This window comes from Fontibacillus panacisegetis (assembly GCF_900102215.1).
In the GTDB taxonomy this organism is placed as follows: Bacteria; Bacillota; Bacilli; order Paenibacillales; family Paenibacillaceae; genus Fontibacillus; species Fontibacillus panacisegetis.
In genome coordinates, this window is sequence record NZ_FNBG01000003.1 from 113,192 (window position 1) to 129,587 (window position 16,396).

At 41.8% G+C, this 16,396-nt stretch carries 17 protein-coding genes; 2 read left to right on the top strand and 15 right to left on the bottom strand.

All coding sequences use genetic code 11. The annotated features are described in order from the left end of the window. Positions 1-4: 4 nt before the first annotated feature. The 9 genes from BLS49_RS04530 to metH form a co-directional block, all read right to left on the bottom strand. Complete coding sequence (locus BLS49_RS04530; protein WP_245742274.1) at positions 5-892, bottom strand: SAF domain-containing protein; 888 nt, start codon at positions 890-892, stop codon at positions 5-7. Between the two features lie 9 nt (positions 893-901). Beyond that, entirely contained in the window at positions 902-2,428 is a 1,527-nt protein-coding gene (locus BLS49_RS04535; protein WP_091227088.1) for a serine/threonine-protein kinase, read from the bottom strand. Between the two features lie 183 nt (positions 2,429-2,611). Continuing rightward, positions 2,612-3,670 carry an SAM-dependent methyltransferase gene (locus tag BLS49_RS04540; protein WP_091227089.1) on the bottom strand — a complete coding sequence of 353 codons (1,059 nt, stop codon included), beginning with the start codon at positions 3,668-3,670 and terminating at the stop codon, positions 2,612-2,614. 56 nt (positions 3,671-3,726) lie between these two features. Then, entirely contained in the window at positions 3,727-4,080 is a 354-nt protein-coding gene (locus BLS49_RS04545; protein WP_091227315.1) for a cyclic-phosphate processing receiver domain-containing protein, read from the bottom strand. A 32-nt stretch (positions 4,081-4,112) separates the two neighbouring features. Then, complete coding sequence (locus BLS49_RS04550) at positions 4,113-4,988, bottom strand: deoxyribonuclease IV (protein WP_091227091.1); 876 nt, start codon at positions 4,986-4,988, stop codon at positions 4,113-4,115. Further along, positions 4,978-5,796 (bottom strand): Fpg/Nei family DNA glycosylase, encoded by an 819-nt coding sequence (locus BLS49_RS04555; RefSeq protein ID WP_091227092.1) that lies wholly within the window; start codon positions 5,794-5,796, stop codon positions 4,978-4,980. The genes BLS49_RS04550 and BLS49_RS04555 overlap by 11 nt, the downstream gene beginning before the upstream one ends. Positions 5,797-5,830: 34 nt before the next feature. After that, on the bottom strand, positions 5,831-6,634 hold the full coding sequence (locus tag BLS49_RS04560) for a TIGR01457 family HAD-type hydrolase (protein ID WP_091227094.1): 804 nt from the start codon (positions 6,632-6,634) through the stop codon (positions 5,831-5,833). Between the two features lie 150 nt (positions 6,635-6,784). Then, on the bottom strand, positions 6,785-7,714 hold the full coding sequence (gene rnz, locus BLS49_RS04565; protein WP_091227095.1) for a ribonuclease Z: 930 nt from the start codon (positions 7,712-7,714) through the stop codon (positions 6,785-6,787). 96 nt (positions 7,715-7,810) lie between these two features. Continuing rightward, on the bottom strand, positions 7,811-11,248 hold the full coding sequence (metH, locus tag BLS49_RS04570) for a methionine synthase (RefSeq protein WP_091227097.1): 3,438 nt from the start codon (positions 11,246-11,248) through the stop codon (positions 7,811-7,813). A gap of 192 nt (positions 11,249-11,440) precedes the next feature. Between metH and BLS49_RS04575 the strand changes: the two genes are divergently transcribed. After that, positions 11,441-11,662, top strand: coding sequence for a hypothetical protein (locus BLS49_RS04575; protein ID WP_091227099.1), 222 nt, complete (start codon positions 11,441-11,443; stop codon positions 11,660-11,662). Between the two features lie 63 nt (positions 11,663-11,725). Here BLS49_RS04575 and BLS49_RS04580 read toward each other — a convergent pair whose 3' ends face one another. From BLS49_RS04580 to BLS49_RS04600, 5 genes are all read right to left on the bottom strand, one after another. Then, a complete protein-coding gene (locus BLS49_RS04580; protein WP_245742269.1) occupies positions 11,726-12,151 on the bottom strand; it encodes a FixH family protein in 426 nt (141 codons plus the stop codon). A gap of 30 nt (positions 12,152-12,181) precedes the next feature. After that, positions 12,182-12,976: an HAD family hydrolase gene (locus BLS49_RS04585; RefSeq protein ID WP_091227101.1), complete on the bottom strand. Its 795-nt coding sequence runs from the start codon at positions 12,974-12,976 to the stop codon at positions 12,182-12,184. Between the two features lie 61 nt (positions 12,977-13,037). Then, positions 13,038-13,568, bottom strand: a complete 531-nt coding sequence (locus BLS49_RS04590) for a hypothetical protein (RefSeq protein ID WP_091227103.1) — start codon at positions 13,566-13,568, stop codon at positions 13,038-13,040. 70 nt (positions 13,569-13,638) lie between these two features. Beyond that, positions 13,639-13,812, bottom strand: a complete 174-nt coding sequence (locus BLS49_RS04595; RefSeq protein WP_091227104.1) for a DUF896 domain-containing protein — start codon at positions 13,810-13,812, stop codon at positions 13,639-13,641. A 138-nt stretch (positions 13,813-13,950) separates the two neighbouring features. Then, positions 13,951-14,325 carry a LysM peptidoglycan-binding domain-containing protein gene (locus BLS49_RS04600; protein WP_091227106.1) on the bottom strand — a complete coding sequence of 125 codons (375 nt, stop codon included), beginning with the start codon at positions 14,323-14,325 and terminating at the stop codon, positions 13,951-13,953. A gap of 202 nt (positions 14,326-14,527) precedes the next feature. On the opposite strand from BLS49_RS04600, the gene lexA reads away from it, so the two are divergent. After that, complete coding sequence (gene lexA, locus BLS49_RS04605; protein WP_091227107.1) at positions 14,528-15,154, top strand: transcriptional repressor LexA; 627 nt, start codon at positions 14,528-14,530, stop codon at positions 15,152-15,154. A 418-nt stretch (positions 15,155-15,572) separates the two neighbouring features. Here the strand turns inward: lexA and BLS49_RS04610 are convergent, their stop codons facing one another. Continuing rightward, positions 15,573-16,382, bottom strand: a complete 810-nt coding sequence (locus BLS49_RS04610) for a hypothetical protein (RefSeq protein WP_091227109.1) — start codon at positions 16,380-16,382, stop codon at positions 15,573-15,575. Between the last annotated feature and the right edge of the window lie 14 nt (positions 16,383-16,396).

Here is a 16,396-nt window from a genome sequence, read left to right on the forward strand (position 1 = left end):
CTTTCTATTTGGACATTACAAAAGACTCCTCAATCTCCATTGAGTCTGCTTTATTCACTTCACTAGCCTGCTGTGCGGCATAATTTACGACCTTATCAGGTGACAGAACCGATAAATCCGATTCCAGACCAGATCTGGATGATAGTTGCAAGGCTTGTTCCGCCATGTTCACAATGTTGGGGTCACGTTTAATTAAATCCAGTACCGCTTGATTTACCGGATAAGTCGGAATGGCCTTACTCTGCAAATATGGCTCTACATAGAGCAGCGCGTAGATAGAAGCCTTATGCAAATAAGCATCTACAATTGCACTGGACAGGGATAATATTTCACCTTCATTAATCGTTATAGTCATAACGCCGGAGGATAACCTTTGTATCTTTTTCTTGGACAATAAAATATAATCTTGGCCAGTCGGAAACTGGATACGAATATCTACTACATCGTTTTTAGCAAGAGTTCCCGGAAGAACTACAAAGCCCATATCACGATATCTCAAATCATCAGTAGCCGCCTCCTCTTCAAACAATAAGGTTTGGGTTAGCAATGTATTTGCCCCTATTGAAACCTTAGCGACCTTTCCGGCAATATCTTTCTTGGACGTTATCCAATCCTGCGGTACTCTGTCCTTCGGCATCTCGACAGATGTCAAATCTCCCTCGCTAATTTTGTGTCCTGCTGTAATCTTTGTTTTTGTTGTCCAACCAGCTACAGTAGTACTTATTCGTTCATCTTTCAGCTGTATTATTTCTGTCTCGTATTGCTGAATCAATGCTGATCTCGTCTTATTCAGGTGTTTAACACTATAGACAGCGTACCCTGCAAACAAAACTCCAATTACTCCAGCGCCTATTAAGCCTGAATAAATCATTAATTTCGTTCGTTGTCTCATTTTTAACAACTAATTGTTCCTCCTCCATCGTTTTCTACCTAACCCGAATCCACTTCGTTGCTGGATGATGTTCTGAGGCAGAGCATCACCACACACTTCCATAAATACTTCCTCCGTAAACCCAGAAGGTGAAAACGGGTCCGCCTCAGCAGGAAAAGAATATACCTCCTTAATTCCGCTTGTTTTCCGAAGCTGTCTAACGATCTCCTTCCTGCCGAATGGGACACAGCAAATCCATTTTGATGCTGCGCGAACATCCTTGAATTGGTCGGCAAATGTCACCAGTTCTTCCTGCCGCCATTCTGCTCCAGAGCATACTAATAAAGATAAATCTGCTCGTTGGAATTCCTCCAGGCACTCTTTCCGACGACCGGACCCCAGATCGCAAATTACAAATTCATAATAGTCTGAAAATAATGCCAACAGCTCATTTCTTGCAGGTGATCGAATATACTGAACCCCTTTGATTTGAAACCCCTTATTCTGTAAATGTGATAATTTAGCGTTATTTCGAAATATCCCTTTCTCCGCTTCAAATATCTCGGACAATGCTGTAAAGGCTGTTGATTTGGGGTCCAATTCAATAATCGCTACCTTCTCAGCACGACGAGATAAGAGATGCGCTATAGCAATAGATAAATGCGTAACTCCTATACCTGGGCCAGTACCCATAACTGCAATTACAAAAGGTCGTCGATATGTTGTTACAGCAAAAGAACGATCCGATGGCTTTTGTGATGTTTGCAGTAATAGTTTTAAGGCTTCAGCAGTTTGATGAGCAGTGTTATAACGATCCTCCGGACTAGTACGTAATAAACGACACAGGATAGGCGATATGTGTGCAAATCCTTTATTTCGAAGCCTTTTATCAGCATCATCAGACCACAACGTATATTGACAATCTGTTCCGAGATACAAAAGCAACGCTCCAAGTGAATATAAGTCAGCTCTTCCATCACTTTGCTTACCCCCATATTGTTCAGGGGCAGCGAAGCCGACTGTGCCAAGCTTGACCGTATCTTCCTGTGAAGCTTCTTTATACGTACGAGCTATGCCAAAATCGATAAATGTGATCTCCAGCTTGCTATTAATTAATAAGTTGGAAGGCTTTAAATCCCGATGAATGATCGGAGGCTGATGATCATGTAAATATTGAAGTCCTTCACAAATTTGCACCCCAATTTTTATAAGCTCTTCAAACGAAAGTCCCCCTTTTCCCATTACATATTTGTCGAGATGAACACCTTCGATGAAATCCATGACAAGATAGCAAAATCCAGTGTTGCTTAAATGAAAAAAATCGACAATATGTGGTAAGCGGTGATGTTGGAGCGAAATTAATACCTCTGCTTCCTCTGCTAAATGATCACCTCTGTTTGCTGATACAGAACTTTCCTTTATCGCCCACCTCTTCCCCGGCAGTTTTAAATCTGAAGCCAAATATACCCGACTCATTCCTCCTACACCGATTAAATGTTCAATTTGATATCTTTGTGCCAGAATAGCGCCTTTAACCAATCCAGATTCCAGAGTCAACTTTGTGCTTAATCCTCCTTTCAAGACGCAAAAAAGGGAAAGTCTCCAATGCTCGTCCCAGCCAAACGACTGAATACAAACATGGGATACTTTCCCTGCAACGATTGTATAATTTTGGAATTAGTATAGAACAGAATTACTTGAAATGTAAAGCACTATTTTACAAAATATTAATTAACGACATTAATATTTAATCATATATATCGTGATTTCATCCCGATTATGAAATAATTGTTTGGCCCGCTGTATCTGCATTCTTGAATCCTGGAACGTATGAATAACATCCTGAATAAGAGCCATTGGCTTCTTGCTTAATAGCTTCACCGTTACGACCGCTGTTCCTCCTGGTACTAGAGAAAACAATAGATCAGTAACCAGCTTCGCAGTTAATTTAGGACTCCAGCTCATGTCACAGACTAGCAAATCAAACTGGTTATCTCTAAATTTAACGCTGTTCGCATTTTTCTGCACATACGTGAGATTCGGAGATCGGAGTAAAGAAGGATGTATTTTAGCAGGGTCAACTGCTGTAACTTTTAGTCCTCGCTCAAGCAAAAATGAAGTCCACCCGCCAGGGGCAGCACCGATATCAAGCGCCTCATGAAATGAAGTAAAATCAATACCAAAGACCTGTTCAGCTTCCAGTAATTTAAATTTTGCTCTGGAGATTTGTCCTTCTTCTCGCTGAAAACGAATAGCACCCCCGTTCCAATCCGATAAATTCTGTTCCGGGGACGTAACTCCTGCGAATATAGTATCTTTTGCAGCCATAATTGAAATAATCCAGTCGGCATCACGTACAACAAAATTGGCCTCAAGGCCAGATAATTCATTTTGAATCGCATCTTTTAGCTCGGAGGAACTGCCTTCCCATAACGAATGTTCTGTTTTCCGTGTCTGGATCGATACCTTGGAGCCATTAAGTTTAGAATTGTCCAACAAATACTGGATCAAACCACTCTTCCAATCAGTCGACTCGTTGGAGCTCCATTCCCAGCTTATCTTAAACATGTGACGAAGAAACATAGGGCTAGAAGACTCAAGCTTCTCTATAACATGTTCCTCACTGTCCAGAAGAGTGGCAACAAAAACCTCACCTGGTACAAGAATAGTGCTCTTCACCGAGCCGAAGCTTCTTCTCAGCTCTTCCTGAGCATATGGAGCAAATCCATGGTTCGCCGTACAGACATATTTTGTTGATATTACATTTAGTTCATTCTCTTGTGTATTATGATGATTCAAACTTTAAACCTCCAGAAGTAAATGCGATTCTACGATCTAAACCCTCAAGTTTGCTGTTATTTCCCAGCCTTACGTTCACTTTCCATTTCTATTTCATCAAGAAGATCAAAAGGAATAGGACCATTGTGTAAAATAACATGTTCTGGTTTGTTCTGATACAGCAGCTCATACATACTTTTCTTTCCGTACATGCTCGAAGTATGCAAATAAATTTCACGAGCATACAGACCTTCCTGTACCATTGCTTTAACCATATCAGTTCCAGTCTTCTCCCCTGGACCCATATCATAATCCAACGATAAAATGTCTACTTCGGTTAACCTTAACACTTCAAGACATTCATCCACTGTTCGTGCCAATGTAAAGCCTTGTGGACAACGACGAAAGTCGTCCATATATAAATGAATCACAGTTGTTCTTCCCTTCTGTGGTATTTCCACCGCTAGGCATTTATCCACCTCTGAACTTTTTTCATATCCTCGCTGTATGTTCCATCTTCACCAGGTTCAGTTTCAAAAATAAGCGGTATTTCTTGAGTTAATAATTCTCTTAGCGCTTCCCGTTGAAACAAATCCTTAAATCCTGCCTCACCAATATAGCCTTGACCCACTCTCGCATGTCGATCCTTTCGCGATAGACCTGGATATCTGGAATCATTCAAATGTATAACGGATAATCCTTCCCAATAATCGAGCTGACTTCCCTTCAGTGAAAAATAACGATCCATATTCTTGTTGCTTGGCCATAGTCCGGATGCAAACGCATGGCACGTGTCCAGACAAAAACCCATATGCTCTGGCGATGCGCAAAGCTTCTTGACTGAAATCATTTCCTCCATCGTCATCCCCATATCGCCATGATTACCTGCCTGATTCTCGATCAACAATTTAGAACTGCCATTCCAGCCTAATAGCACCTCATTAATACATTGTATAATATTTTGATATCCATGTAAGGGGTTTCTTGCCTTAAATGTGCCGAAATGGACAACAATCCCAATTGAACCACATGCCTCTGCAATTTCCAAGTCATTGCGAAGCGACATCACGATCCTTTGAAATTGTTCAGGCTCAACCTGTCGATCAATCGCCAAATTGCTCGGATAAGGAGTATGAGCTACCGAAACTATTTGATGTGTAAGGCAAAATTCTCTACACTGCTCGGCATCTCGGAGATCAAAGCTTTTGACGGAAAGACTTCGAGGATTTTTAGGGAAATATTGAAAAGCCCCCATCCCGTGTCGAAAAGCCTCTTTTGCAGCTCCAAAATATCCTTTTTTAATGCTCAAATGTGCTCCGATTTTAAGGTTAGCGGTCATGCTGACATCCCGGACTATAGAATGCTTTACGTCCGTTCAATTCGCTCTTTACGATAGTATCTCCGCAGCGTGGACATACTTCTCCTCCCCGGTCATATACCCGGCACAGATCATTTGCTCCACCAGTCAGCGTATCGTCCTTAGTTAGCGGCATTTCCATATATCCACCCGCTTCTGTTGCTTCACTTAGAACCTCTCTCATCGCAATATATAGTCGTTCAAAATCCTCGGCTTGCAAACTTTGCAGTTTGACCGACGGTCTGAGCTCAGCTGCATATGCAATTTCATCAGCATAACAATTACCAATGCCTGCGATAATTTCCTGATTAACAAGAGCCGTTTTGAGACTGCCTCTTCTTCCTTTCAGGAGAGATACGAACACAGACTCATTCATTTTGCGTCCAAATGGCTCAATCCCAAGATGGGCCAAGCTTTCTTCAGCCTCTTTTGCAGTTAACAAATGCAGGTGGCCAAGTCTTAATCCTATAAAATATAGAACCCACTCATCGCCAAAGCTGATTTCTATTTGTGTATTGCGCGAAGGTCGATCATTTTTATTGCCTAAATAAATTATTCCTCCCAGCATCAAGTGCAGGATAAGACGACGCCCATTGTCCAAATGAAACAAAAGATGCTTGGCGCGACGTTCCACAAAAATCACTTGTCTACCGTTTAATTCATGAATAAAATCCGCGACTTCCAAGTTGATTGATTTATCCCGATTTACGATAACCTCGGTAATTGGAAGATCCAATATATACTTCGAGAGTTGTATTCGATAATTTTCCATTTCCGGCAGTTCCGGCATGGCTCATCTTCCCCTTTATTCACATAATGCTTAATTAGATTGCTGCTGTACTACAGATCATATTTCGAAGTTCTTCCAAATCGTTGCAAACGTGATCTGGCTGTACACCTGAAGCATCAATAAATCTCTGTAAGTTGTCGTTTGTAGTTAAACCAGTCAATACAAGAATCGTGCCGCATCCCGCATGAACTCCAGCTGAAATATCCGTTAACATGTTGTCTCCAATGACAGCAACCTCTTCGTTGCGCAGCCCAAGCCGATCGATAGCGAAATTCATGAGTATACTTGAAGGTTTACCGATAATTACTGGTTCTACTCCAGTTGCTGCTTGAATGGCCGCTGAAATAGTTCCTGCTCCCGGCATAAGCCCCTCCTGCGACGGCAAAAGCAAATCAGGATTTGTCAAAACATAACGAGCTCCGGCAGAAATCCACTGTGTGGCCCGGGTTAAAGTTTCATATGTAAAGGAACGGTCTATCCCTTGTATAACAAAATCAGGATGATCCTTCTCCACAGTCAAACCTGCTTCACGCAACGCATTCAACAGTCCAAATTCACCAATTGGCGCCACCTTTGCACCAGGTTCTATTGACGCAATATATTCTGCCCCTGCGACAGCAGATGTGCATACCTCCTGTTCCTCAGCAGCAATACCCATTTCCCGAAGATGTGCAGCTACTTCACCAGGAGTTCGAGATGAATTGTTAGTAACAAATAAATGGGGAATCCCTTGAGCATTCAAATCAGATATCAATTGCGCCGCTCCCGGTATAATACGACTTCCATGATATAAGGTTCCGTCTAAATCTATAAGATAAGCTTTCCAAGAAGCTGTCATGATGAATACTTCCTTTCATGCAAAAATCATAGTAGCATCTACCTTATCATTGTACCTAGGTTGACAAAGATTTGGCAAATTTTCTCCAAAGTTTGATGCTCCTGTCGCTTCCTGCGCTTTCCCGGAAAATAATTTTTATTATCTTCTTTATTACCCATGTCTTAGAATAGGATACATTACATGCTCCCTTGCCAGATCCGATTGAGGAAATACCTCTCTGGCTTCTCTTTCAAGCTGTTGCAATTGATCATTATATTTATATCTTGAGCTGAAATGGGTTAGAAACAATTGTTTTGCTCCGGCTCTCTTAGCGGCTTCTGCCGCCTGCTTGGTCGTGCTGTGATGATAAGTATATGCCGTCTCAGCGAGTTCATGTAAAAACGTGGATTCATGAACCAATACATCTGCATCTTGTGCGAGCTGTACTGCTGCTTCACATGGTCTCGTATCGCCAAGTATAGTTACAATCCGTCCAGGCTTCGAGATACCGAGTACATCTGTAGAATGCAAAAGAGACCCATCTGGTAAATTGATGCTTTCTCCCCGCTTTAGCTTGCCATACATCGGTCCGGGCTTGATACCATGTCTCGCCAGCATTTCAATATCAAGCTTTCCAGGCTGGTCTTTCTCCGTAATCCGGTAACCGAAGCTATCGATCCGATGATCCAGCAATGCCGATTCAACACAAAAAGACTCATCCTCAAAAAGAATGCCTCCTTCATGCTCGACTACTTCGAGCGAGTAGCTAATTCTCGACTCACTAATCTCAAGTGCGGTCATAATAAATTTTTTTAGTCCTGGTGGCCCGAACAAAGTAAGAGGTGTGTTGCCTCCCTGATAAGCTCTGCTGGATATAAGTCCCGGAAGTCCAAAAAGATGATCCCCATGCAGATGAGTAATAAAAATATACTCAAGCTTACTCAGCTTCAGCGGTGAACGTAATATCTGATGCTGGGTTGCCTCGCCACAATCGAACAACCAGAACGTGCGTCTCTCGTCAAATAATCGAAGTGCAAGTGAAGTCACATTTCTTTCTAACGAAGGTACACCAGCGTTCGTTCCCATAAAATATAATTCCACCTTACATCCTCCTCACTGTTCTGCCAGCTGTCTCTACGACTGCCAAAACCCTCCGAATATTCGGAGGGTTTTGCCGTAGAACATAATAAGTCATCATTAAGCTTTATCAACGTTAAAATATTGTGCTTGAGGGTGTGCAAATACCATAGCAGACACTGAAGCTTCCGGCTCCATCATAAAGCCTTCAGTCAAATGCACGCCTATATCCTCCGGCTTCATAAGTTCAAATAATGGCGCCTGATATTCGAGATCAGGGCAGGCAGGATATCCATAGGATACCCGAATTCCTTGATATCTTGCTCCATGACGCTGCTTCATCGTCATATCATGCGGATCAGGGAAGCCCCATGTATCGCGCATCATATGGTGAACGCGTTCTGCTAATGCTTCAGCGGTTTCAAGCGCAAGGGATTGAAGTGCATGCGAACGAAGATAGTCACCCTTGTTTTTCATTTCTTCAGACAGCTCACGAATTCCCTGTCCTGCCGTTACTACCAGAAATCCAACATAGTCCATAACACCACTGTCTACAGATTTCAAAAAGTCTGACAGACACAAGAACGGTTCAACACGTTGTCTAGGGAAACTAAATGTCTTCAGAACCTTGGTGTGATCCTCAGGATCGTAAATGATAATATCATTTCCTGACGATTGAGCCGGGAAAAACCGGTACATCGCTTGAGCACGTATTATACCATTTAACACAGCTCCTTGCAGTAATTCATCAACGGTTGCTTTCAGGGAAGCTGCTTTTTCATCACCTGATGCCAGCAATCCCTCAACTGATCCACGTAGACCGAGGTGATGTCCCAGAAGCATCTGCATGTTGATATACGGGATAATATGATTGATTGGGTAATCACGCAATACGTGGCGATCCAAATCAGGTGGTATAAAGACAGGTGCATCTGTTGAAATATTTGATCTCACCGCTCTAGTAAGCTCCGGCAGCTGCTTTGCTGTTGTCGTATCCGTATCAGCTTCCTTTTCAGCTTCCATAGCGAGTCGCATTTCTTCACGGCTTGTAGGGTCCATCAGCTTATTCGCCAAATCGAGACCATCCATCGCATCCTTGGCATAAACGACCATGCCGTTATACTCGGGGCGAATACGCGTCTTCGTAAATTTGCGAGTAAGTGCAGCACCGCCCACCATAATCGGTACATCAATTCCAGCATTGCGTAAATCCTGAGCTGTGGATACCATTTGCTGTGCCGATTTAACAAGCAATCCAGACAGCCCGATCGCATCGGCCTTTTCCACTCGGTAGGCTTCAATAATCCGTTCCGGTGGTACTTTTATACCCAAATTTACGATATGATAACCGTTGTTGGACAAAATGATCTCGACAAGGTTTTTACCGATATCATGGACATCGCCTTTAACTGTCGCAAGAAGAATTTTACCTTTTACAGAGGACTCATTCTTCTCCATGAAGTTTTCCAAATATGCTACGGATGCTTTCATAACTTCTGCGCTCTGAAGCACTTCCGCTACAATCAGCTCATTATTGTTGAACAACCGTCCGACTTCCCCCATACCTGCCATCAGAGGGCCATTAATGACTTCAAGCGCAGTATAACGATTTAAAGCTTCTTCGAGATCCGGAATCAAACCTTCCTTCGTTCCCTCAACAACATAAGATGCCAATCGTTCTTCCAGAGATAAATTAACTGCTTTTTCTTTTTTCTCAACCTTCTTATTACGGAAGGCCGCAACAAACGCAGCCAAAGTATCATCGTTCGTATTGTAAATTAGTTCTTCTGCAAGCCTACGTTCCTCCTCAGGAATCGAAGCATAACGTTCAACCTTCTCTGTATTCACAATCGCATAATCCAGACCTGCTTTAGTACACTCGTACAGGAACACAGAGTTCAGAACTTCACGTCCTGCTTCCGGCAAACCAAAGGAGACGTTACTAATGCCGAGAACGGTATGACAGGATGGCAAAGCTTCCTTAATCAAACGAATGCCTTCAATGGTTTCCTTGGCAGAGCCAATATACTGCTCATCACCAGTCCCCACCGGAAACACCAATGGGTCAAATATGATATCTTCAGCATTCAAACCATATTTGTTAACGAGTAAATCATGAGAACGTTTGGCAACCTCCAGCTTATCTTCCCTCGTAATAGCTTGTCCTCGTTCATCGATGGTACCAACTACTACAGCTGCACCATACTTAAGAATAAGAGGAGTAACGCTCTCAAATTTTTCTTCGCCGTCCTCAAGGTTAATGGAGTTAATTATTGATTTACCCTGACAATATTTAAGCGCCAGGTCAAGTACTTTGGGATCGGTTGTATCGATCATGAGCGGTACCTTTACCTTTTTCACAACAAGTTCAAGGAATTGTTTAATATCCTCAGACTCATCACGATCAGGGTCCTGAACACAGACGTCAACGACTTGAGCGCCGTTTTTCACCTGTGCACGGGCTATTTCAGATGCTTCCTCGTACTTGCCTTCTACTATGAGGCGTTTGAATTTTCTCGAACCCAGAACGTTTGTTCTCTCCCCAACCATATAAGGACGGTTGTCAAATTCAACATAGACCGGATCGATTCCGGACAGTGCAGGTGGATGTTCGCCTGCAAGAGGTCGTGGACTATATTGACTTAATTTATCTGCCATAGCAGCGATATGTGCAGGTGTCGTACCACAGCAACCACCAGCGATATTCAGCCAGCCTTGCTCTGCAAATGCTGACATCTTCTGAGCGAGTGAATCCGGTGATTCATGATAATTACCGTTCTCATCTGGAAGTCCTGCATTCGGATAGCAGCTAACAGCTGCCTTCGCCATTTCCGACAGGGTTCTGATATGATCTCTCATAAATTCCGGTCCGGTCGCACAGTTCAGACCAATCGAAATTGGGTTCAAATGCTCAAGTGAAATATAAAATGCTTCAATATTTTGACCAGCCAGCGTCGTTCCCATCGGTTCAATAGTCCCTGAGATCATTAAAGGCAGCTTTTTGCCAGTAGCTTCAATAGCACGAGTTATCCCGATACTTCCGGCTTTTACGTTTAATGTATCTTGAGACGTTTCCAGTAGCAGTGCATCCACACCTGCTTCAATAAGCGCTACAGCTTGCTCTTCATAGCTATCGCTTAACTCATCAAAAGTGACACCACCCGTGACAGAAAGCGTCTTTGTTGTTGGTCCCATCGCACCAATGACATAACGAGGATGATCTGGAGTGCTGTATTTATTAGCTGCAGCGATCGCAAGCTGAGCAGCTGCAAGGTTTATTTCACGTGCCCGATCCTGCAAATCATATTCTGCAAGCACTACAGAGGTTGCACCGAACGTGTTAGTTTCGATAAGATCAGCGCCAGCCTCAAAGTATTGTTCATGAATTTTCTGAATAATATCAGGTCGGGTGAGCACGAGCATTTCATTACAGCCATCCAGCTCTTCCCCGCCAAAATCAGCTGCTGACAAGTTCTCCTGCTGGATCATAGTGCCCATAGCACCATCAAGTATTAATATTCGTTCTTTCATTCTTGACTCTAAACTTGGTTTACTCACGTTCTGACCCCTCCTGTGAAACATTAATTTTTAGTTTATCAGATTAAAGCGTGGAAGAAAAGTCACATTTCAAAATGGACTTCTCTTGCTATTCCTGACTATATTCATGATTTTAAATTTTAAATAAACTGTCGACAATAGTGTTCACATCAGATATAATTCTATCAAGCTCACCGAAAGCGGGGTAATCCTATGGCGGAAATAAGAATAAGAAACACGAATGAAATTATTGCCGGCGAAGAAAATGTTCGGGATTTACTTTCTCAATTTGATGTTATTTATGAACACTGGAATACAGATAAAATCCCTAATGCTTTACATGATAACTTCACTCTAAATGACGAACAAAAAGCCGAAATTTTAAATACCTATAACGCTGAAATTAAGGAGCTTAAAAGGCTTAGTTCAATATGATATTACACAACTCAACCATAATAAAAACTGCCCCTCCGGAAAATCAGGAAAAGGCAGTTTTTATTATTTCACTGTGAATTCAGTTGAAGGCATAGAATGCTGATCTTTGGCTGTGACATGCGAAATTACATGATAAGTACCAGCCTCCTCAAAGGCTTGCTCCAACACATACACTCCGTCACCCGAGCTATCGACCGTTACTTTTTGATGCTTGTCTTCGGCTTCGCCGTCTTTCCAAAACTCAAACATAACCTCTTTGGCATCATCAACATTATCACCTTGATGAGTCACTTTAGCTTCGAATTTTACTGTTTCCCCAGCCTTAGCCTCAATCGGATTTACTTGAAGGTGAACTTCAATCGGTTGTGGGACAGTGTCTCCTCCGTTATGTGCGGAATGTCCTGAAGTGTTACTGCTTTTACCGCATCCATTAACGATAAAAACCAGTATGATCACAAGACTTACGGTAAACCATCTTCTAATCTTCACTTTGATCTCCCTTCACCCGTTCGTAGCAAATTAAGAAAGCTCTTTTATAATGTCATGTAATTGTGATAAATGTTTGATTTCGTAATTTGGCACAATTTCATCGTCACGAGTTTTTTCATCACGGTTGATCCACACCGCCGTAACTCCAACTCCAAGAGCACCTTTAATATCCGTTGTCAGCTTGTCCCCAACCATGATAGCCTCCTTAGGCTCCACGCCGAGCTTATCAAGCGCATGATGGAAGATCGTCGCATCCGGCTTTCCTTTTCCAAAGTTCCCTGAAATAATAATTTCATCAAAATAAGGAGTCAACTCAGGTACTCCATCCAGCTTTTCTTGCTGAAGCGCAGGACAACCATTGGTTAAAAGCAGCAATTTAACATTTCCCTTCAATTCATTCAGAATTGTAAAGGTCTCTTCATAAATATGTGGACGGGAACGGCGTTCCTTACCGAACATTTCTGCAAGCTCCGCGGCAAGATTCTCATTATCAATACCAAGAGCAAGCAGTCCACGACGCCATGACTCTTTGCGATATACTGGCGCTAATTGCTCCAGTTTACGGAATTCCGGTTGTTCGCCCGCTGTGAAATTAGCCCAGAGTCCTTCAAAAGGATTGATCCCGATTAATTTGGTAAATGGAAACGTCTCGTAGGATTCATACAGTTCTCTTGCTTCCTTACGCACCGCTTCTTCAAGTTTAGATGGATCGACTCCAGCCTCAGCCTGCGCCTTACGGCAAGTTTCTTCAAATGCTTCTCTTACGCTTCGCTCATCCCAGAGCAATGTGTCGTCCAAATCAAAACATACCGCTTTAATAGCCATATTAACCGTTCCTCTCCTCTATACAATTCAATTCTTACACATAATTTTAATTGATCGATTACTATTCTCTTTCAAAAGACACTTGATACGCTTTGGCGAACTGCTCCAAAGTATCACCCATCGCAGCAGTATTAAATAGATTACGCGTACGATAAAAGATCCAATTTGTATCCTTGCTTTTTGGAACAATGGTTACTTTATTACGGCTTACCTTGATACTTTTGATATTTCCAGCTTCCAGCAGCTTATCTCTATTGAATCTAGATGTATAGAGCCAGTTTTTGTTCACACGCAGATATGGCTTTCTTAGGAAAATGGTCAAAGCTAAAAGCAAGTACAACCCAATTGTTATCCAGTATAAGCTTGAGTTCAACTCTGACGAGTTGCCAATAAGACCTATACCACCATATAGTCCTGCAAGCAATACTAATGCCACAGGCAAAATAATCTTGCGGCCTTGAAACAATTCTCCTTCTCCTTTAGCCCCAAGACTGGTTCGAGGATTGCCACCACCTTTATTAATGACAGGACCTTTTCCTTTCTTGTTCATCTTAATCTGGTTACGCTCTACTTTTCTGTCAAATGAACCCATTCCATTTTCCTCCCAATTAAGCTGCATAAATTTCAATTTATGTATAGCCAAACCTTGCGGCTGGCTCTACTTACTCATCGACAATTTCAATGGAGTCAAGCTGTTGACGAAAGTTTTTTCTAATGTTCTGCAAATAAACTTCACGAAGCTCTGCTCTCTCGGCTTTCTCTTCCTCAGTCAATCCAACTGATTTATGCTTGCGAGCCAATTCATTAATGCGCTCCACCAAAGAATCTATATCCATAATTCCCTCCTGTTTAGCCTCAATAAAATCATAATAATCGTTTTAGGCATCAATTTATACTTTGACATGATAAAAAGAGCTTGTCAAGGCGATGATCTCGCATCAGACAAGCTCTTAAACATAACATAAATCATATCATTAAATTTCCGGTAACAGCAGAGTATCCCCAGCTTGAATTGAGCTTACTACCATCTTGTTAACCCGTTTTATTTCATCTATATAGACTCTTGTATCTTTACCGTTAGGCTTATGATTGGCTGCAATTTCCCACAATGTATCTCCAGGCATAACTATTACCGTCTCATAAGAAGTATTATCCTTCTCATGACCATTAGATGCAAATGCAGTAACCATTCCAGTAGTAGTAACTGTTAAGAACAAAACAAGAGCAACAATCTTTATTAAGCTTCCGCGACGACGAAGCAAACCTTCAATCGTAATATTGATATTCAAATGGTTGCGTGTTGCAGGCTTATTATCATAAATACTCTTATATGTACTATATCTCAACATTATCACCACTCCAAACAAGTGTTCTGTTATTTACAAATACTATAACACGAACATTTGTTTGTTTCAATAGATTTTAGAACAATTGTTCCTATTTTATTAATTCTTTCATTGGTTAATATTTTAAAACTTAGAACTTATGTTTGTACGAACGGTAGTTCTATGTTATAATTTTCCCAAACGTTACTAAGTGGGGTTGATTAGTATGTCTAAGGTTTCTAGCCGACAACAAGCAATTCTTGAATTTATACGAAATGAAGTCCGATTGAAAGGTTATCCACCATCTGTACGTGAAATTGGTGAGGCTGTTGGACTGGCTTCCAGTTCAACTGTACATGGTCATCTTGACCGTTTGGAGAAGAAGGGTTTTATTAGGCGTGACCCTACCAAACCTCGGGCTATAGAATTACTAGGACATGATGAGTCAGAGAACGCTAGCTTATTCTCACATAGTGTAGCCAGAGTGCCGGTAATCGGTAAGGTAACTGCAGGTGTTCCGATCACGGCAACTGAGAACATTGAAGATTATTTCCCTCTTCCCCAGCACTACTCTGGAGATGGTGAAGTCTTCATGTTATCTGTTATAGGAGATAGTATGATTGAAGCAGGCATTCATAACGGTGATTATGTAATTGTTCGTCAGCAACAAACCGCGAACAATGGAGATATCGTCGTCGCGATGACTGAAGAAGATGAAGCTACAGTCAAGACTTTTTATAAAGAGAAGGATCATATTAGATTACAACCAGAGAATCCTGCGATGGAGCCTCTTCGGTTGAAGCATGTAAGTATTCTCGGCAAAGTCGTCGGCTTGTTCCGAGACATGCATTAATTCGTATGTACAATGAAGGGGCTGTCCCAAAAGTAGGGTTAGCGTCAAAACTAGAAATAGCGGTGCTAGGAAGATGATCCTGCACCGCTTGATTTTGCCAGATTCTATGACTGTATCTCATGTGTAATAGTGTCATGATGCGGAATTCCTGCAAATGTGCAGGTTCTGATCATGCAAATCCACTAAATGTCCTAAATTGCTGCAAATGTGCAGGCTTTCTCTAAGGATTCTCTTCAAACTAGTCTATTCTGAACCACATTCCTGCATTTTGGCAGGCTTTTGTTCATCCTTCGGTAGCTACTTTAAAAAAACTGTATTTTTGCATCCTTTTCCTGATATCTTGCCTTTACACTGCTAAACAAGAAGCGTCCCTCAAAGTTATCTTAGATAACTTTTGGGACAGCCTCTTCTATTTCTATCAAAAACCATACAATGCGATAGTATGTTCTACTTCATCAGAATATTTTTTAGCAATACGTGACTTACCGAGGTTTGACTTAATAATCTTGTTTATTCTTTTGTCCCCTTTGTCCGAGTATTTATTAAGAAGCGCAAAACCTTCCACAGGCAATTTCTCCACGAACACGCTTAGTGCATACTCCAATCCTTTGGATAAAACCCGATAATCCTCTGATTTGCCTAATGTGTCATCTAAAACAATATCATCGAGAATTCTTTCAGATAATTTTATTGAAAAACGTGTATTAGATTCTTGTTTCAAAAGGGGAGGATGTGCCATTGCAGCTACAAACGCACGTTTTTCTAACAGACTAGCATTATGGTACATACGTTCGAACAGGTTTTGTATGACTACAAATTGTTTCTCTCCAATTCTTTGCAGTGACATAGCTGCTCCCTCCCGTATTCTCCAGCGAGTATCATTCATGGCTTTGACAATTTCGATTGTAATGAGCTCCCTCCTAGCTTCATTCGCATATATGTACAAGGCTCCCATCGCTTGAATCGCACAAAACGGCAAAAACACACGAGGATCATTAGTATCAGCCTGTCTCTCATCATATTTCACCCATCTCAATAAAAGCTCCCACATTTTATCTGTTACAACAGTTGATTGATATTGATCCGCAAAAAAAGCAGCCAGCTCCAAATTCCCGCGTGGTCCAGGTAAATTCGACTCATTCATTAGAAGCATTTCCAATTCTTCAAATTCCGCCGCGTTTTTTAATTTTTCGCATATTGACGTGAATACTATTTCCCGAGTTCCCATCTTCTCAGCTCCAT